The following is a 17,954-nucleotide window of genomic DNA, read 5'->3' on the forward strand; positions in this document are numbered from 1 at the left end:
ACCCGCCTACTCTTCCGGCACCAGTCCGCATGTCCGCCCCCGCGCTAGAGCGCCCGCATGGACTTGGCACGCCTCTCGCTTTAGTAACAGTGTGCAGGAGTTCATCACAGGTTCGCGGCACCACAATTTGCAATGGCTGACTAGGGTTCCGGCTCGCTTGAGCGAGTGGCTGGTCCGAGAGTTGGCGACCTCCAGTTGAGGTTACACGGCGGGACAAAAGCCCGGGAGACAAGCCACCGTTCGCGGTGCCGCGTTGACTCCTGCCCGCCCCTGATCAACTGGAGAATCACCATGTCCCAGCTTCGTTTACCCGCCCTGCTCGCCGCTGCGTTCGCAGCCTTCGTGAGTTTCTCGTCCCAGGCCGCTCAGAAAGACCACTTCAGCGTCTGCTGGACCATCTACGCCGGTTGGATGCCGTGGGAATACGCCGGCAGCCAAGGCATCGTCGACAAATGGGCGAAGAAGTACGGCATCAAGATTGATGTGGTGCAGCTCAACGATTACGTCGAATCGATCAATCAATACACCGCTGGCCAGTTCGACGGTTGCACCATGACCAACATGGACGCGCTGACCATTCCGGCCGCCGGCGGCGTCGACAGCACCGCGCTGATCGTCAGCGACTTCTCCAACGGCAATGACGGCATCGTGCTCAAGGGTGACGGCAAGAAAATCACCGACCTCAAGGGCATGGACGTCAACCTGGTCGAGCTCTCGGTTTCCCACTACCTGCTGGCCCGCGCGCTGGATTCGGTCGACCTCACCGAGAAAGACCTGAAAGTGGTCAACACCTCCGACGCTGACATCTCGGCCGCCTTCAACACCGAACAGGTCAACGCCGTCACCACCTGGAACCCGATGCTCTCGGACATCAAGGCCAAGCCGGACGTGACCGAAGTGTTCAACTCCAGCCAGATCCCCGGTGAAATCATGGACATGATGGTGGTCAACAGCGCCACCCTCAAAGACAACCCGGCCCTGGGTAAAGCGCTGACCGGCGCCTGGTTCGAAGTGGTCGAGTTGATGAACGCGAAAAATGCCGCCAGCAAAGCCGCGCTTGAACACATGGCCAAGGCGTCCGGCACCGACCTGCCGGGTTTCCAGGCGCAACTCGACACCACCAAACTGTTCGCCACGCCTAAAGAAGCCCTGGACTTCTCCACCAGCAAGCAACTGCCGGAAACCATGCGCAAAGTCGCCGAGTTTTCGCTCCAGCATGGCTTGCTCGGCGAAGGCGCCAAGGACACCAGTGCGGTCGGCATGGCGTTCGCCAATGGCGTGACCAGCGGCGACAAGTCCAACCTCAAGCTGCGCTTCGATCCGACTTACGTGCAGATGGCGGCCGACGCCAAGCTGTAATCACGAGGAGCTGGCCATGCGCCTGATCAATCGCCACCCGGATCGCCCGAGTCGCCTGTTGCTGGTGATCCTGCCGTTCGCCCTGGTGCTGTTCGCCTACTTCATGGGCTCGGCCGAGCGGCTGACGGATAACCCCAACGACAAGCTGCTGCCGAGCGCCGTGCAGATGACCGACGCGGTGAAACGCCTGGCCTTCGTCGCCGACTCCCGTACCGGTGAATACCTGCTCTGGCAGGACAGCGCTTCGAGCCTGCGGCGCTTGGCGATCGGCCTTGGCATCAGCGCATTGGCAGGGTTGTGCCTGGGCATGGCGGCCGGGACGTTGCCGCTGTTCGGCGCGCCGTTGTCACCCTTGCTGACGGTGCTGTCGATGGTGCCGCCGCTGGCGATCCTGCCGATTCTGTTCATCGTGTTCGGCCTTGGGGAGTTGTCGAAAGTGATGCTGATCGTGATCGGCATCACCCCGGCCCTGGCCCGTGATCTGGAACAGCGCGCCCGGGAAATTCCGGTCGAGTTGCTGATCAAGGCCCAGACCCTCGGTGCCTCGACCTGGACCTTGATGCTGCGCGTAGTGCTGCCGCAACTGTTGCCACGTCTGCTGATCTCGTTGCGGCTGATGCTCGGTTCGGCGTGGCTGTTCTTGATTGCCGCCGAAGCCATCGCCTCGACCGACGGCCTCGGCTACCGGATTTTCCTGGTGCGCCGCTACTTGGCGATGGATGTGATCCTGCCGTACGTGGTGTGGATTACCCTCCTCGCCTGGCTGATGGACTGGGGCCTGAAGCGCCTGACCCAACGTGCTTTCCCTTGGTATGAAGGAGCGCGCGCATGAGCTTCATCACGGTGAAAAACGTCTGGCAGCAGTATGGAGATCAGGTGGTGCTTGAGGGCCTGAACCTGAACGTCAACGAGGGTGAGTTCTGCACACTCGTCGGTGCCTCCGGTTGTGGCAAATCGACGTTCCTGCGCTTGCTGCTCGGCCAGGAACGCGCCAGTCGCGGCGAAATTCTGCTCGATGGCCAGGCGCTGGCCGGCGAGCCGGATTCGAGCCGTGGCGTGGTGTTCCAGCGCTACTCGGTGTTCCCTCATTTGACGGTGCTGGACAACGTCGCCCTCGGCCTCGAACTGCCGCGCTCGCCGTTGCTCGGACGCCTGTTCGGCAGCGCCAAGCGTGACGCGCGGGAACAGGCGTCGGTGTTGCTGCACAAAGTCGGCCTCGGTCACTCGCTGGACAAATACCCGGCGCAGCTGTCCGGCGGCATGCAGCAACGGCTGGCCATCGCCCAGGCGCTGATCATGAAACCCCGCGTGTTGCTGCTCGACGAACCCTTCGGCGCGCTTGATCCGGGTATCCGCAAAGACATGCACGCTTTGCTGCTGGAGCTGTGGCGCGAGACGCAACTGACCGTTTTCATGGTCACCCACGACCTGTCCGAAGGTTTCAGCCTCGGCACGCGTCTGCTGGTGTTCGACAAGGTTCGCGTCGACCCGCATGCCCCCGGTGCCTATGGCGCGCGCATCACCTACGACATCCCTTTGAACAGCGACCGCCGCACCACCCGTGCCGCCGTCGACGCCTTGCCGATGCCAATGGCAGGCACGCTTCGTATCGCTTAGAGGACTCTGCACATGACTGATTCGACCCAACTGTTCACACCCTTCGCCGAAGAATTGCTGCCCGGTGGCGGCCATCGTTCATTCGTGCTGAAGCGCGGCCAACTGCTGCGCCTGACCGACCTGCGCGGCGGCGCCAACGTCAGCCTGACGCTGCTTAACGCCCATGAAAAAACCGAACGCCTGAACCTGCCCGACAGCCTCAAATGCCAACACACCGCCAAGCTCACCCGCGGCCATTGCCTGTATTCGGACATGGGCCGCGTACTGGCCGCAATCACCGCCGACACCTGCGGCTGGAGCGACAGCCTCGGCGGCGTGCTCTGCGCTGAAGAGGTCGCGGAAAAATACGGTGCCGGCCGCTATCAAGAACTGCGCAACGGCTTCTTCCGCAATGGCACCGACAACCTGTTGGTGGAACTCGGCAAGTGGGGATTAGGCCTGTCGGACTTGCTGATGACCCTGAACCTGTTCAGCCGCGTCGACGTCGACGAAGCCGGGCGTTTCCACTTCGTCGAAGGCAATTCGCGGGCTGGCGATTACATCGAGTTGTACGCGCCGATGGACACACTGGTGGTGCTCACCGCCCTGCAACACCCGATGGACCCGTCGCCCGACTACGCGCCAAAACCGCTGAAGCTCAGCTGGATGAACGCCGACGCCAGCGTCGCCGAACACTGCCGCACTTCGCGCCCGGAAAACGAGCGCGGCTTCATCAACACCGACCGTTTGTTCGCCTGAGGATCGCTGCCATGTCACTTGCAATCGCTACCGCTGCCGTTCACACCAGCAGACAACCCGACACCGCGATCTACCGTGCAACCATCCCGGCCGGTGAACCGTGGCTGATGGAGGTCAAGGCCGGCCAGACGTTGCGTATCCTCGATCTGGAAGGCAATCAAGCCGTCGATACGTTGTTCTACAGCGTGGCCAATCCGAAAGAACGCTACGACGTGCAACGCACGCTGCGTCGGCAAAACAGCGTGTACCTGAGCACCGGCAGCGTCCTGTATTCCAACCTCGGCAAACCGATGCTGACCATCGTTGCCGACACCTGCGGCCGTCACGACACCCTCGGCGGCGCCTGCGCGCAAGAGAGCAACACCGTGCGCTACGCCCTGGAAAAACGCTACATGCACAGCTGCCGCGACAACTACTTGCGCGCCTGCGTCCACGACGGGCGCCTGGGCAAGGGCGACATCGGGCCGAACATCAACTTCTTCATGAACGTGCCGGTCACGGCGGACGGCGGACTGACCTTTGAAGACGGGATTTCGGCGCCGGGTAAGTACGTCGACCTGCGGGCGGAAATGGACGTGATCGTGCTGATCTCCAATTGCCCGCAATTGAACAACCCGTGCAACGCCTACAACCCGACACCTGCGGAGTTACTGGTATGGAACTGAAAATCGCGCGGTTGCGTAAATGGTTGTTCACCCTGTGCCAGGCCCGATCCGGCCAGTGCCTGAAAAAGTAAAAACACCGCAACTCAAATGTGGGAGGCGGGCTTGCTCGCGAAAGCGGAGTGTCAGTCGACATCAATGCTGGATGTGACGACCCCTTCGCGAGCAAGCCCGCTCCCACATTTGATCAGTGGTGTTTGGAATGAACTGTTTTTTCACCGGGGACGGCCCTGGTGCATCAAGAAAAACTGCGGGACGGCCCGCATCCCAGGTCGAGGCTGATGCGCAATCGCCTCCGGGGGTTATGCCATGTTCGAAAAAGTCCTGATTGCCAACCGTGGCGCCATTGCCTGCCGCATCCTGCGCACCCTGCGTGATTTGCAGGTCAAAGGCGTCGCCGTGTATTCCGAAGCCGATGCCGCCAGCCTGCATCTCCTGCAAGCCGACGAGGCCCACAGCCTCGGAGAAGGCGCGGCCGCCGGCACCTATCTGGCGGTCGACAAGATCCTCGCCATCGCCAAAGCCACCGGGGCCACGGCGATTCATCCCGGCTACGGTTTCCTCTCGGAAAACGCCGCGTTCGCCGAAGCCTGCGAAGCCGCCAACATCGCCTTCATCGGCCCGACTCCGGAACAGCTGCGCGTGTTCGGCCTCAAGCACACCGCCCGCGCCTTGGCCAAGCAACACGGCGTACCGATGCTCGAAGGCACCGAACTGCTCGACAGCCTCGACGCCGCCCTGATCGCCGGCGAACAGGTCGGCTACCCGGTGATGCTCAAAAGCACGGCCGGCGGTGGCGGGATCGGCATGCGCGTGTGCCGCAGCGCGGCTGAACTGAGCGAATCCTTTGAAGCCGTGAAACGCCTCGGCCAGAACAACTTCAGCGATGCCGGCGTGTTCATCGAAAAGTACATCCAGCGTGCGCGGCACCTGGAAGTCCAGGTGTTCGGCGATGGTCGCGGCGAGGTGATTGCCCTCGGCGTGCGCGACTGCTCGGTACAGCGCCGCAACCAGAAAGTCCTCGAAGAAACCCCGGCGCCGAACCTGCCCGAAGGCATGGCCGACGACCTGTGCGCAGCGGCGATCAAACTGGCTAAAGCGGTGAGCTACCGCAGCGCCGGCACCGTGGAATTTGTCTTCGACAGCGAAGACCAGCGCTTCTACTTCCTTGAAGTGAACACCCGTTTGCAGGTCGAACACGGCGTTACCGAACAAGTCTGGGGCGTCGATCTAGTGCGCTGGATGGTCGAACTCGCGGCGGGTGATTTGCCGTCGCTGCGTGAGTTGAGCCAAGGGCTGAAAGCCGAGGGGCATGCGATTCAAGCGCGGTTGTATGCCGAGGATCCGGGTCGTGATTTCCAGCCAAGCCCCGGCTTGCTCACCGCCGTGAATTTCCCGGTCGCCAACGGCATCCAGCTGCGCATCGACACCTGGGTCGAGGCCGGTTGCGAGATCCCGCCGTACTTCGATCCGATGATCGCCAAGGTCATCAGTTGGGCACCAACCCGCGAAGAAGCACGCGCCGATCTGCATCAGGCATTGGGTGACAGCCTGCTCTATGGCGTGGAAACCAACCGCGATTACCTGCGGCAGATTTTGCTGGATGCGCCTTTCGCCAGCGGCCAGCCGTGGACGCGTTGCCTGGAAGGTCTGGTGTATCAGGCCAACACCTTTGAAGTGCTCAGCGCCGGGACGCAGACCAGCGTTCAGGACCATCCAGGCCGCCTCGGTTATTGGGCCGTAGGCGTGCCGCCGTCGGGGCCGATGGACAGTCGCGCGTTGCGTCTGGGCAATCTTTTACTGGGCAATGAAGAAGGTGCCGCCGCGCTGGAAATCACCATGAGCGGGCCGTTGCTGCGCTTCAATTGTGATGCGGTGATAGCGGTGACGGGGGCGGTAATTCCGCTGACGCTGAACGGTGAAAGCGTCGCGATGAACACCACGCTGTTGATTCCGGCCGGCGCCACGTTGAGCCTCGGTACGATGTCCGGTGCGGGTGCGCGCAGCTATCTGTGCGTGCGCGGTGGCTTGCAGGTTCCGGATTATCTGGGGAGTAAAAGCACCTTCACCCTCGGTCAGTTTGGTGGGCATGGCGGTCGTGCGTTGCGGGCGGGTGATGTGTTGCATGTGCCGGGGTTGAGTGACCGTAGTGTCGGTGCCGAACTGTCTGAAATCGCCGAGTTGCCCGCCGTACGAAAAATTCGCGTGATCTACGGCCCGCATGGCGCCCCCGAATACTTCACCGAAAACTACATCGGCACGTTCTTCGCGACCCAGTGGGAAGTGCATTTCAACTCCAGCCGAACCGGCGTGCGCCTGATCGGGCCGAAGCCGGAGTGGGTGCGTGCCGACGGCGGTGAAGCGGGGCTGCATCCGTCGAACATTCATGACAATCCGTATGCCATTGGTGCGGTGGATTTTACCGGGGATATGCCGGTAATTCTGGGGCCGGACGGTCCGAGTCTTGGCGGGTTTGTGTGCCCGGTGACGGTGATCGAGGCGGACCTTTGGCAGCTTGGGCAGCTCAAGGCAGGGGACAAAGTGCAGTTCCTCCCCGTCGATATTCAGACCGCCCGCACCCTCGCCTTGAAATGGAGTCAATGTGGGAGCGGGCTTGCTCGCGAAAGCGGTGTATCAGACACATCTATTTCGACTGACACGCCCTCTTCGCGAGCAAGCCCGCTCCCACCGGGGGTTGTGTCGCCCGTGGTGTTGGATTTGGGTCAGGGCGATACGCGGCTGGTTGCACGCCTTTCCGGGGACACTCACCTGCTGCTCGAAATCGGCGCGCCGGAACTGGACCTCGTCCTGCGCTTCCGCGCCCACGCCCTCATGCAAGCCCTGGAAAGCAAACACCTGCACGGCGTGATCGACCTCACCCCCGGCATCCGTTCGCTGCAAGTGCACTACCAACCCGAGCAACTGCCGCTGGCCGACCTGCTCGGTATCGTCGCCGGTGAGTGGGATGCCGTGTGCGCCGCCAAGGACCTGCAAGTGCCCTCGCGCATCGTGCATTTACCGCTGTCCTGGAATGATCCGGCCTGCCAGCTCGCCATCGAGAAATACATGACCACCGTGCGCAAGGACGCGCCGTGGTGCCCCAGCAATCTGGAGTTCATCCGCCGCATCAACGACCTGCCCAACCTCGACGAAGTGCAGCGCACGGTGTTCGACGCCAGCTACCTGGTGATGGGCCTGGGCGACGTCTACCTCGGTGCTCCCGTCGCCACTCCACTCGATCCGCGCCATCGCCTTGTGACCACCAAATACAACCCGGCCCGCACCTGGACCGCCGAAAACTCGGTGGGCATCGGCGGCGCCTACATGTGCGTCTACGGCATGGAAGGCCCCGGCGGTTATCAGTTTGTCGGGCGCACGCTGCAGATGTGGAACCGCTACCGCGAAGTCGCTGCGTTCGATGGCAAACCGTGGTTGCTGCGCTTCTTCGACCAGATCCGTTTCTACCCGGTGAGCGCCGATGAACTGCTGCGCATCCGCAAGGACTTCCCGCTCGGGCGTTTCGAGCTGAACATCGAACACAGCCAGTTGAACCTGGCGGATTACCAGGCATTCCTGGCGAAAGAAGCCGAGACCATCGCTGCGTTTCGCGATCAGCAGCAAGGTGCATTCAACGCTGAACGCGAACGCTGGATTGCCAGCGGCCAGGCGCATTTCGACAGCGAAGAACTGGTCCCGGAAGCGACCGAAGATGCCGCCCTCGCCAGCGGTGAAATAAGCGTCGACAGCCACATTGCCGGCAACCTCTGGCAGGTTCAGGTGGAGACCGGCAGTCGCGTGGAAGCCGGTGATGTACTGGTGATTCTGGAGTCGATGAAGATGGAAATTCCGCTGCTCGCGCCGACCGCTGGCGTGGTGCGTGAGATTCGTGTGCAGCCCGGTTCCGCCGTGCGCGCCGGACAGCGCGTCGTGGTGCTTGAACGCGACTGAACCCATTTCGAAAAGGATTAACGCCATGAACATCAATCTGCAACTCGACGCCCTGCGCAGTGCTTATCGCCTCGGCAACATCACGCCCCGTCAATTGCTGCTGAGTCTGCGCGACAAAGCCGCGGCCCTTAACCCGGACTATCACCTGTTCATCCACTTGCTCAGTGTCGAAGAACTGGAACCGTACCTCGCCGCCCTCGACGGCCGCGACATCGACAGCCTGCCGCTGTACGGCGTGCCGTTTGCGATCAAGGACAACATCGACCTGGCCGGCATTCCGACCACCGCGGCGTGCCCCGACTTTGCCTATGTGCCGGAGCAATCGGCGACCATCGTCGAGCAGTTACTGGCGCTGGGGGCGATTCCGTTGGGCAAGACTAACCTTGATCAATTCGCCACAGGCCTCAACGGCAGCCGCTCACCGTATGGCGCGTGCCCGAACAGTATGTTGCCGGAGTATCCGTCGGGCGGTTCCAGCGCCGGTTCTTCGCTGGCGGTAGCGCTCGGCGTGGCGAGTTTTTCGTTGGGCACCGACACGGCGGGATCGGGGCGCGTACCGGCTGGTTTGAACAATCTGGTGGGATTGAAAGCCACCAAAGGCTTGATCTCCACGGCGGGTGTGGTGCCGGCCTGTCGCACGCTCGATTGCGTCACGACCTTCACCGCGACCGCTCGCGAGGCCAGCCAGTTGCTCGCGCTCACCGCCCACCTCGACCCGCGAGATGAATACAGCCGCAGCAACCCGCAGTGGAATGACGGTGCGGCATTCGGTACGCCGCGCCCTTTCCGCTTCGGTGTGCCGCGCGCGCAGGACCTGGAATTCTTCGGCTGCGCCGAAGGCCCGCTGTTGTTTGGAAATGCCATCGACCGGCTCAAGGCGTTGGGCGGTGAAGCGGTCGAACTGGACATGTCGCCGTTTCTCGAAGCGGCCCGTTTGCTCTACGAAGGACCGTGGGTGGCCGAGCGCTACAGCGTCGCCGGGGAACTGATGGAGCAAAATCCACAAGCGGTGCTGCCGGTGATTCGTGCAGTGCTGGCCAAGGCGCCGGCGGTGACAGGTGTGCAAACCTTTCGCGCGCAGTATCGACTGCAAGCCTTGAAAGCGCTGTGCGACAAGGCGCTCGAAGCACTCGATTGTGTGCTCACGCCGACCATCGGCCGCCCGGTGACACTGGCGCAACTGGACGCCGAACCGGTGCTGCGCAATTCGGAACTGGGTTACTACACCAACTTCATGAACCTGCTCGACTACGCCGCCGTCGCCGTGCCCAGCAGCTTTATGGGCAATGGCCTGCCATGGGGCGTGACATTGTTTGGCCGGGCGTTTACCGATCAATATTTGCTAAGCGTGGCGGATGCTTTCCAGCGCCAGCAAGGCCTGACCACTGCGGCGTCAACAACGGTGGCGCGTAATGACCGGGCGCGGTTGGTGGTGTGTGGCGCGCATCTGGACGGTTTGGCGCTGAACTGGCAATTGAAACGCCGCGGGGCCCGGTTGGTCGAGACGACGTTCAGTTCGCCGGACTATCAACTGCATGCCTTGGCCGGCGGCCCGCCGTTTCGTCCGGGGATGGTCCGGGTGAAGGATGGCGGCGTGGCGATTGCGGTGGAGGTTTGGGAACTGCCGAGCAGCGAGTTGGGTTCGTTTTTAACCGGCATCCCGGCACCGCTCGGATTGGGCAAAGTGCAACTAGCCGACGGACGTTGGGAGAGCGGGTTTATCTGCGAGGCATATGGATTGGAAGGCGCGGTGGATATCAGCCATCTAGGCGGCTGGCGCGCCTACCTGCAATCCCTTGCCTGAGATCGTGAGATCGTTCCCACGCTCTGCGTGGGAATGCCGCCCGGGACGCTCCGCGTCCCTTTGCGGTCGTGACGCAGAGCGTCACAGGATGCGTTCCCACGCAGAGCGTGGGAACGATCATTCGCATAGAGCAGTTATTTCCCGGCAGTGCCATTAGAATGCCTGCCATCGGGTCACTGCCAACGGAATCGTCATGCCGCTTCGCTCGCCGCTGTATTCGCAACGTTCGTTGGTCCTCACACTGATTGCGCTACTGGGCGCAGGCTTCCTCGCCACGTCCTTCCTCAGTTACTACGCCTCGCGAGCGTCGATTCGCGACAACATCGTCAACACCGAATTGCCGCTGACTTCGGACACGGTCTACTCGGAAATCCAGAAAGACCTGGTCAGGCCAATCCTGATTTCCTCGATGATGTCCCGCGACACCTTCATGCGGGACTGGGTGGTCAACGGCGAGCACGACCCGGAAAAAATGACCCGTTACCTTAACGAGGTCATGACCCACTACGGCGCCTACACCGCGTTTTTCGTCTCCAACAGCACCCTGACCTACTACCACGCCAAAGGCGTGCTCAAACAGATCAAGGCCACTGAGCCCCGGGACACCTGGTATTTCCGCGTGCGGGACATGGCCGAACCGTACGAAATCAATGTCGACCCGGACATGGCCAACAAGGACAACCTGACCTTCTTCATCAACTACAAAGTCTACGACTACAACGACCGTTTCATCGGCGCCGCGGGCGTCGGCCTGACAGTCGATGCGGTGATCAAGCTGATCGACAAGTATCAGCAGCGCTATCAGCGCAGTGTGTATTTCGTCGACAACTTCGGGCGCCTGGTGCTCACTGGCGCCGAGGGCGGCCCGCAAGGCGCGAAGATCGGGCAGAGCCTCGCTGAGCTCGACAGCATGAAAACCCTGGTCAGCCAACTGCCCAAACCCCACAGCGGCAGCTACGAATATTCCGTGCAGGGCCAGGGCCATTTCCTCAACGTGCGGTTCATTCCGGAGCTGAACTGGTACCTGTTCGTCGACAAGCGCGAAGACGGTGCGCTCAGTGAAATCCGTCAGTCGCTGTACCTCAACCTGCTGATCTGCCTGCTCGTCACGCTGATTGTGCTGGCCCTGCTGAACCGGGTGATCAAGCGATATCAGGACAAGATCCAGGCCCAGGCCACTCTCGACACCCTGACCGAATTACCGAACCGTCGCGGCTTCGACCTGCTGGCCGCGCAAGCCATGCACGAAGCCCAGCGCGAGCCGAAACCGCTGACCGCGTTGCTGCTGGATCTGGACCACTTCAAGGTGTTGAACGACACCTACGGCCATCTGGCCGGCGATCAGGTGCTGATCGGCTTCGCCCGGGATCTGCAGAGTTGCCTGCGGCACGCCGACATCGTCTGCCGCTGGGGCGGTGAAGAGTTCATCGTATTGCTTAAGGACACCGACGGTGAGACCGGTCTGAAAGTCGCCGAGAAAATTCGCCAGCATGTGCAAACACAGCGTTATGCCTACAACGATCAGGCCTTGCAGCTGACCGTCAGTATCGGCTTGACCACCTTGCAACCGGATGACACCTTGCACACCCTGCTCTCTCGCGCCGATCATGCGATGTACCGGGCCAAGCAATCCGGCCGTAACCGCACCTGCGTGGAAAAGTCTCACTCCAGCTATGAATAATCCATGAACAAGCCTGATTTCTGCCCGGCCTGCGGTGCGTCCAACGACTGCACCCTGGCCGATCCGAAAACCGCTGATCGCGCCTGTTGGTGCTACGGCGTCAGCATCGACCCGGCCGTGCTCGAAGCGCTGCCACCGGAACTGCGCGACAAATCCTGCCTGTGCCCACGCTGCGCGCAGGTCGAGGCGCAGCTGTAAGCAAGCGCCCAGCCGATCACGTAAGATACGCGGCCCTTTTCCCACCGAACCCTTGCCATGCGCGTTGACCGTTTCCTCAGTAACCTGCCGCGCTTCAACCGTAAGCAGGTGCGCCTGTTGCTGGTGGAAAAACGCGTGCGGATCGACGGCAACATCGTCAGCGACCCGCACGCCGAGGTGCTCGAGTTCAGCCGCGTCGAAGTCGATGACGAGGTCCTGCAAGTCGGCAAACCCGCGCGCTACTTCATGCTGCACAAGCCACCTGGCTGCGTCAGCGCCACCCGCGACCCCGAGCACCCGACGGTCCTCGATCTGATCCACGAGCCGGACAAGGACGAGTTGCACATCGCCGGTCGCCTCGACTTCAACACCACCGGTCTGATGCTGATCACCAATGACGGCAGCTGGTCGCGACGCCTGACCCAACCGCAAACCAAACTGCCCAAGGTCTACTACGTCGAGACCGAGCAGGACATCGGCCCGGAATACGCGTTGAAGTTTACTGAAGGTCTGTACTTCGCCTTTGAAGACCTCACCACCCAACCCGCCGAGCTGGTGCTGCTGGGGCCGAAATCGGCGCGGCTGAGCATTGTCGAAGGCCGGTACCACCAGGTGAAGCGCATGTTCGGCCATTTCGACAACAAGGTCCTGCGCCTGCACCGCGAACGCATGGGCCCGTTGCAGCTGGATAACGCGCTAAAACCGGGCGAGTACCGCGCATTGCGCACCGAAGAGATTCAATTGTTCTAAGCAGGCGACCGCTCAGCAGAAGTTGTCGAACAATTCACCAATGACACTTGCGCGATGACGCCGCCCCTGCTTGAATCAGGTCGTCAGCCGAAATGTGACTGACGAGTCACAACATACTTCTAAGAAACTTTTTGTCGGTTAGAGAACCCCAAGGTTCCGCCTCAGACCGGCAGACTGCCCGCCAATAATAATACCCGTCGACCTGCTGTACGGATCGACATGGGCCTCCAAATTCCAGGCGAATGCCTACCTGTCACAAAGCTCGTGCAATCTCATTTGCGCGCATACCCGCTTGCCAGGAGTCTGATGACATGAGGCCAGAAATCGCTGTGCTGGATATACAGGGTCAGTATCGGGTTTACACGGAGTTCTATCGCGCAGACGCCGCAGAGAAGACCATTATCTTGGTCAACGGCTCGATGGCCACGACTGCGTCGTTTGCACAAACCGTGAAAAACCTTCATCCGCAGTTCAATGTGGTCTGCTACGACCAGCCCTACGCGGGCAAGTCCAAGGCCCACAACGTGCACGAGAAATCGCTGACCAAGGAAATCGAAGGGCAGATCCTCCTGGAGCTGATCGACCACTTCGGCGCCGAACACGTGCTGTCGTTTTCCTGGGGCGGCGCCGCAACCCTGGTCGCCCTCGCCCACCGGCCACGCCGGATCGAAAAAGCCGTGATCAGCTCGTTCTCCCCGGAGATCAACGCGCATATGCTCGATTACCTCGAGCGCGGCGTCGACTACCTCGGCAGCCGCGACGGCGACCGGGTCGGCAACCTGGTGAACAGCACCATTGGCAAACATTTGCCGACCCTGTTCAAGCGCTTCAACTACCGGCACGTCAGCAGCCTGGCCGATCACGAATACGGGCAGATGCACTTCCACATCAGCGACCTGCTGCACAGTGATCGCCAGTGCTTCCTGAAGGCTGCGGAAAAAATCAACGTGCCGGTACTGTTCATGAACGGCGAATGGGACGAATACACCGCCGCCGATGGCGCGCGATTGTTCGCCAACCACGTGCAACACGCCACCTTTACCACACTGGAAGCCACCGGTCACTTTCTGGACATGGAACACAAAGCCGCCTGCCGAGACAGCCGCAATGCCCTGCTGGGGTTCCTGAAACCTGAACCACACGCCAGCCGAACGCGTTACCACTACGTCCAGGATCACCATGCACTGGCAATCTGAAACAGCGTCCTCGCGAGCATGCATCGCCCTACAGTAGTTGAACGCATTCCTGTAGGCGCGAGGCTTGCCCGCGATAGACCGTTTTTGCGGTGTGTGCCTTGCTACATCTACGCTAAAGCTATCCAGCACAAAGAAAAACTTCATTTCCACGCGCACATCTGGTACAAAGTCAGCCGCTCTGAGCGGGTGTCGTATAATGGCATTACTCCAGCTTCCCAAGCTGATAACGAGGGTTCGATTCCCTTCACCCGCTCCAATCGAATTTTGGTCTCACGTTGAGGTTGTTTTGACGGGGGCTGTAGATATAAAGAAAAACCGGTCCTGAGTGGCCGGTTTTTTTATGGGCGGGATTTGTGTGGAGCACTGACTCTTCGGCCGGTACTGCCAGTCAACGCCTGCCGATCAATTTAGCCGTGAGGGATACGACACCGCTGATCAGTCGTGGACGGTAGATAGCCGACAAGCGCTAGTGGGTGGGAGGTTGCCAGGGAGGGCACAGCGATGAGCTTTGATTCAGCGCCTCCGATAGTACGAAAGAAGGTATCCGAGCCGACAGAGAATTAAAGATGCTTTGCGACAAAAGCGACGGCGACAAACAGGGTCAGCGCGAATGCAGCACCGATGCTGAACGGCAACAACGTAGTGCGGATTTTGGTCGGGGCCGGGCGTCTCATCTCTTCAGCTAAAGCCTCCATCTCACGATGCAATTGCTCGATGCTTGCTCGATTACTACGATGAGTGGACATGTTTCTTTCTCCTCTCACGGACCGTGTTGAGTCCGTGAACCGTTCCTGACAATGTGAGCCGTGTGATTGCAAAGCTCAAGTACCAGCGATGTATGTTGAGTATCGGCATGTTGTGGCGCACCAGTGCTCAGATTTTAATCCAGAAGCCCACAATGGCGACAATCGCGGTCACTACCCCCGCCCCTACTGCGTATGGGTACCAGAGGGCTTCGTGTTTCAGCTTCGTTTCTTCAGCTACGAGCTTGCGAGTCTCAGCCAACAATTTTCGGGTTTCGACCAATAGTTTATCGAGTTCTAAATTTTCGCGGTCGTTCTGGTGCATTGATCATCCTTCTCGGCTTTTAGCCGCCAACCTGAGCGTCGCTTTCTGCGAAGCCGGCAAAATCTGTCGGACGTCAATCACTCATCACCCATCGTGCGGTCCATTCTGCGGAGCACTATTTCCTATCTACCCACCAGTGGATAGCGGGTGATTCCCGCTTAGGTTGTAGGCAAAATCCGAGAGCTGCGCATGAAAGAGCGTTAACTGTTTTTCGGTCAGTTGATCGTCTTGTTGACCCTTGTTTCTTCGGGATACTCTCGCATTTTCACCATCTCCAACGCCCCCTCCCCCCGCGCGGCCATCAACGAACACGCGCACAACGCTTCGAGGGAAACCAATCGGCGTGCCCTAAGTGCCGCCCGTGAACGATCTCAACAGAGCAACCCGACATGACTCAAAACATCTACGACGATCCGGAGTTTTTCCACGGCTACAGCCAAATGGGCCGTTCCATCGGCGGCCTCGACGCAGCACCGGAATGGCCGGCACTCAAATCTATGCTGCCGCCGATGAAAGGCTTGAAGGTTGTGGACCTCGGCTGCGGTTACGGCTGGTTCAGCCGTTGGGCCAGTGAGCAAGGTGCTGACAGCGTGCTCGGTCTGGACGTCTCGGAGAAGATGCTGGAGCAGGCTCGCAAAACCACGTCGGCGGGCAATATTCAGTATTCATGGGCAGATCTGGAACAACTTGATTTACCCAAAGCCAATTTCGATTTGGCCTACAGCTCACTGGCGCTGCATTACATCAAGGACCTGCCCGGGTTGTTCGCCTCGATTCACGCGGCTCTTAAACCTGCTTCGCGCTTTGTGTTTTCCATCGAACATCCGATCTTCATGGCCCCGCGCAATCCGGGTTGGCTGGTCGACGGCGAGGGCCGCAAGCGGTGGCCGGTGGACAGTTATCAACGGGAAGGCGAGCGGGTGACGAACTGGCTGGCAGAAGGCGTGATCAAGCAGCACCGAACCCTTGGCACGCTGTTCAATACGCTGATTGGCGCGGGTTTCAGCATTCAGCATGTCAACGAATGGGGGCCGAGCGACGCCGAGGTGGCGGCGCAACCGGCGCTGGCCGAAGAGCGGGAACGGCCGATGATGTTGCTGGTAGCGGTCGAGCACTGATTGCCGTAACGATGGATACCCTGTGGCGAGGGAGCTTGCTCCCGCTGGGGTGCGGAGCACCCCCTCTTCACCAAAAAAGAAGGGGACTGCTGCGCAGTCCATCGGGAGAAAGCTCCCTCGCCACAGGTTGTTATACCCTTTTACCGAGTCGCGACAATAAACAACCGCGGAAACGGCAAGAGCACCGAACCATCGCTCAACGTCGGATAAACCTGCTCGATCGCGGTGAGGTATTGCTTTAAGTATTGCGCCTTTTCCGCATCATCCAGCGGTTCGAGAAACGGCCGCAAACCACTGCCCTTGAACCACTCGACCACACCCGACGCGCCACTTGCCAGCGGATGATGGTAAGTGGTGCGCCACACATCGACGCGCGCGCAGTGTGGCCGCAGCATTGAGTAGTAATCACTGGCACTGGCCATCTCTGTACGTTGCCCGGCGGCGTCCGCCAATTTACTGGACCGTGGGCCTTCGGCCGCCACTTCGCGCATCAGGCGATGGGACGGTTCGTTGAGATTGTCGGGCATTTGAATGGCCAGGCTGCCGCCCTCGGTCAGTCGGGCGGCCAGCGACGGCAGTAACGTCGCGTGATCGGGCAGCCATTGCAACACGGCGTTGGCGAAGATCACGTCGAACGGGCCGCTATCGTTCCAGGTTCCGATATCAACGGTGTCGAACTGCACGTTTGGCAAGCGCTTGCGAGCGGCCTCGATCATGTCGGTCGAGCTGTCGACGCCACGCACCGTAGCGCCGCTGAAGCGCTCGACCAGCAACTCGGTCGAATTGCCGGGACCGCACCCGATGTCGATGGCTGACCGCGCGTCCACCGGTGGGATGGCTGCGAGCAGGTCCCGCGCCGGGCGGGTGCGTTCATCTTCAAAAGCGACGTATTGTTTGGCGGACCAACTCATTGCGTTCTCCTGTCGGTGCGTTGTTGTGGGCCAGAAGCAGACAACCGGTCCGATACGATACCTCGACACGTGTGTGCGGCCCTATCCCGACCTTTGTCCAACGCAACGAGTTGACCGCTCGTCGAGCCATAGGCCAATCAATTTTGACAGCCAATATTTCGGATCTATAGTCCAATCGCGGCCCGTCGGAAGGAACCCGAACCCGTTAGTTTGCACGCAAGGAGCAAGGCCAGCTCATGTTCGTGACAGGTGGGTTCCGCCCGTAGTGTTTGCGCAACGACCGCAAGGCAAGCAAGCGTTGTTGTGCCTGGAAAGATGCCAGGCATTCACTATGAAGAAGGAGCTTTACTATGTCTCGAGTCACGGATGTACTGGTTTCAATCGACACCGAAACCATCCTGAAAAACTACCCAAACATCAGCAAAAACCCTGCCTCGCCGACGCTGATTGACGTCAATCATGTGTACATGGTCACCAACCATGACAACGTGATCAATGGCCAGGCCGGTGGCGAACTCAACTTGAAAGCCCAGGTGGGCGACTTGATTCGCTGGCGTGAAACCAGCCTGTCGCAGAGCTTCGAAACCGCCGTAATTTTCTACAAATTCATTGGCAACGTCGGCAACGATTTGATCTCAACACCCACGCCGCGCAAGGCCACAGCTTGCGTCGCCGTCCCTAACACCAACAACCCTTCAGTGCCAAGCTGCCAGAAAGTCGATAACCATTACTGGTCTTCGGAAACACTTTCTACCGGCAGCGTGACCTATCACTTCCACTTCCTGATTGTGAACCGCGATTGCCAGATCGTCGGCTGCTGTTCGTGGGACCCGTTTATTACCATCCGTAATTGACGAGAGACTGGCCCCTTGGCAACAAGGGGCTTGCCACACCAGTTGCCGCC

General features: G+C 60.3%; 16 protein-coding genes, 1 tRNA gene and 1 riboswitch. Of the genes, 14 read left to right on the plus strand and 3 right to left on the minus strand.

Translation table 11 applies throughout. The features are described 5' to 3' along the window. Nucleotides 1-129 precede the first annotated feature (129 nt). A riboswitch (guanidine-I (ykkC/yxkD leader) is annotated at nt 130-230 on the plus strand. A gap of 61 nt (nt 231-291) precedes the next feature. From EAH78_RS04185 to EAH78_RS04245, 12 genes are all read left to right on the plus strand, one after another. After that, entirely contained in the window at nt 292-1,359 is a 1,068-nt protein-coding gene (locus EAH78_RS04185; protein ID WP_140666045.1) for a putative urea ABC transporter substrate-binding protein, read from the plus strand. A gap of 16 nt (nt 1,360-1,375) precedes the next feature. Further along, nucleotides 1,376-2,191, plus strand: coding sequence for an ABC transporter permease (locus EAH78_RS04190; protein ID WP_140666047.1), 816 nt, complete (start codon nt 1,376-1,378; stop codon nt 2,189-2,191). Further along, the gene (locus EAH78_RS04195; protein WP_140666049.1) at nt 2,188-2,976 is read left to right on the plus strand and encodes an ABC transporter ATP-binding protein; all 789 of its coding nucleotides are present in this window, start codon (nt 2,188-2,190) and stop codon (nt 2,974-2,976) included. Before EAH78_RS04190 ends, EAH78_RS04195 begins: the two co-directional genes overlap by 4 nt. Nucleotides 2,977-2,988: 12 nt before the next feature. Next, complete coding sequence (locus tag EAH78_RS04200) at nt 2,989-3,714, plus strand: urea amidolyase associated protein UAAP1 (protein WP_140666051.1); 726 nt, start codon at nt 2,989-2,991, stop codon at nt 3,712-3,714. 11 nt (nt 3,715-3,725) lie between these two features. Then, nucleotides 3,726-4,379, plus strand: a complete 654-nt coding sequence (locus EAH78_RS04205) for an urea amidolyase associated protein UAAP2 (protein ID WP_007979832.1) — start codon at nt 3,726-3,728, stop codon at nt 4,377-4,379. A gap of 306 nt (nt 4,380-4,685) precedes the next feature. Next, nucleotides 4,686-8,324, plus strand: a complete 3,639-nt coding sequence (gene uca, locus EAH78_RS04215; RefSeq protein ID WP_140666053.1) for an urea carboxylase — start codon at nt 4,686-4,688, stop codon at nt 8,322-8,324. Between the two features lie 25 nt (nt 8,325-8,349). Then, the gene (gene atzF / locus EAH78_RS04220) at nt 8,350-10,128 is read left to right on the plus strand and encodes an allophanate hydrolase (protein WP_140666055.1); all 1,779 of its coding nucleotides are present in this window, start codon (nt 8,350-8,352) and stop codon (nt 10,126-10,128) included. Between the two features lie 193 nt (nt 10,129-10,321). Beyond that, a complete protein-coding gene (locus tag EAH78_RS04225) occupies nt 10,322-11,809 on the plus strand; it encodes a sensor domain-containing diguanylate cyclase (protein WP_140666057.1) in 1,488 nt (495 codons plus the stop codon). 3 nt (nt 11,810-11,812) lie between these two features. Next, a complete protein-coding gene (locus EAH78_RS04230; protein WP_027925563.1) occupies nt 11,813-12,007 on the plus strand; it encodes a cysteine-rich CWC family protein in 195 nt (64 codons plus the stop codon). Between the two features lie 57 nt (nt 12,008-12,064). Further along, a complete protein-coding gene (locus EAH78_RS04235) occupies nt 12,065-12,757 on the plus strand; it encodes a pseudouridine synthase (protein WP_140666059.1) in 693 nt (230 codons plus the stop codon). Nucleotides 12,758-13,068: 311 nt separating this feature from the next. Then, nucleotides 13,069-13,953 (plus strand): alpha/beta fold hydrolase, encoded by an 885-nt coding sequence (locus EAH78_RS04240; protein ID WP_140666061.1) that lies wholly within the window; start codon nt 13,069-13,071, stop codon nt 13,951-13,953. 182 nt (nt 13,954-14,135) lie between these two features. Continuing rightward, nucleotides 14,136-14,209, plus strand: a tRNA-Gly gene (locus EAH78_RS04245). 304 nt (nt 14,210-14,513) lie between these two features. Here the strand turns inward: EAH78_RS04245 and EAH78_RS04250 are convergent. Beyond that, on the minus strand, nt 14,514-14,699 hold the full coding sequence (locus tag EAH78_RS04250; RefSeq protein WP_140666063.1) for a hypothetical protein: 186 nt from the start codon (nt 14,697-14,699) through the stop codon (nt 14,514-14,516). A 127-nt stretch (nt 14,700-14,826) separates the two neighbouring features. Next, complete coding sequence (locus tag EAH78_RS04255) at nt 14,827-15,021, minus strand: hypothetical protein (RefSeq protein ID WP_140666065.1); 195 nt, start codon at nt 15,019-15,021, stop codon at nt 14,827-14,829. A gap of 389 nt (nt 15,022-15,410) precedes the next feature. Here EAH78_RS04255 and EAH78_RS04260 point away from each other — a divergent pair, with 389 nt between their 5' ends. Beyond that, nucleotides 15,411-16,139 (plus strand): class I SAM-dependent methyltransferase, encoded by a 729-nt coding sequence (locus EAH78_RS04260; protein ID WP_140666067.1) that lies wholly within the window; start codon nt 15,411-15,413, stop codon nt 16,137-16,139. 140 nt (nt 16,140-16,279) lie between these two features. Here the strand turns inward: EAH78_RS04260 and tam are convergent, their stop codons facing one another. Continuing rightward, nucleotides 16,280-17,050, minus strand: a complete 771-nt coding sequence (gene tam, locus EAH78_RS04265; RefSeq protein ID WP_140666069.1) for a trans-aconitate 2-methyltransferase — start codon at nt 17,048-17,050, stop codon at nt 16,280-16,282. 350 nt (nt 17,051-17,400) lie between these two features. Between tam and EAH78_RS04270 the strand changes: the two genes are divergently transcribed. Then, complete coding sequence (locus EAH78_RS04270; protein ID WP_140666071.1) at nt 17,401-17,904, plus strand: inclusion body family protein; 504 nt, start codon at nt 17,401-17,403, stop codon at nt 17,902-17,904. The last annotated feature ends 50 nt before the right edge of the window (nt 17,905-17,954 follow it).

Source organism: Pseudomonas arsenicoxydans, assembly GCF_006438915.1.
Taxonomy (GTDB): domain Bacteria; phylum Pseudomonadota; class Gammaproteobacteria; order Pseudomonadales; family Pseudomonadaceae; genus Aquipseudomonas; species Aquipseudomonas arsenicoxydans_A.

Bases quoted from the DNA above. Each gene is read 5' to 3' on its own strand.
- EAH78_RS04235 (WP_140666059.1), top strand. From the start codon at position 12,065: ATGCGCGTTGACCGTTTCCTCAGTAACCTGCCGCGCTTCAACCGTAAG.
- uca (WP_140666053.1), top strand. From the start codon at position 4,686: ATGTTCGAAAAAGTCCTGATTGCCAACCGTGGCGCCATTGCCTGCCGC.
- EAH78_RS04190 (WP_140666047.1), top strand. From the start codon at position 1,376: ATGCGCCTGATCAATCGCCACCCGGATCGCCCGAGTCGCCTGTTGCTG.
- EAH78_RS04195 (WP_140666049.1), top strand. From the start codon at position 2,188: ATGAGCTTCATCACGGTGAAAAACGTCTGGCAGCAGTATGGAGATCAG.
- EAH78_RS04230 (WP_027925563.1), top strand. From the start codon at position 11,813: ATGAACAAGCCTGATTTCTGCCCGGCCTGCGGTGCGTCCAACGACTGC.
- EAH78_RS04250 (WP_140666063.1), bottom strand. From the start codon at position 14,699: ATGTCCACTCATCGTAGTAATCGAGCAAGCATCGAGCAATTGCATCGT.
- EAH78_RS04270 (WP_140666071.1), top strand. From the start codon at position 17,401: ATGTCTCGAGTCACGGATGTACTGGTTTCAATCGACACCGAAACCATC.
- EAH78_RS04255 (WP_140666065.1), bottom strand. From the start codon at position 15,021: ATGCACCAGAACGACCGCGAAAATTTAGAACTCGATAAACTATTGGTC.
- EAH78_RS04200 (WP_140666051.1), top strand. From the start codon at position 2,989: ATGACTGATTCGACCCAACTGTTCACACCCTTCGCCGAAGAATTGCTG.
- EAH78_RS04185 (WP_140666045.1), top strand. From the start codon at position 292: ATGTCCCAGCTTCGTTTACCCGCCCTGCTCGCCGCTGCGTTCGCAGCC.
- tam (WP_140666069.1), bottom strand. From the start codon at position 17,050: ATGAGTTGGTCCGCCAAACAATACGTCGCTTTTGAAGATGAACGCACC.
- EAH78_RS04240 (WP_140666061.1), top strand. From the start codon at position 13,069: ATGAGGCCAGAAATCGCTGTGCTGGATATACAGGGTCAGTATCGGGTT.
- EAH78_RS04260 (WP_140666067.1), top strand. From the start codon at position 15,411: ATGACTCAAAACATCTACGACGATCCGGAGTTTTTCCACGGCTACAGC.
- EAH78_RS04205 (WP_007979832.1), top strand. From the start codon at position 3,726: ATGTCACTTGCAATCGCTACCGCTGCCGTTCACACCAGCAGACAACCC.
- EAH78_RS04225 (WP_140666057.1), top strand. From the start codon at position 10,322: ATGCCGCTTCGCTCGCCGCTGTATTCGCAACGTTCGTTGGTCCTCACA.
- atzF (WP_140666055.1), top strand. From the start codon at position 8,350: ATGAACATCAATCTGCAACTCGACGCCCTGCGCAGTGCTTATCGCCTC.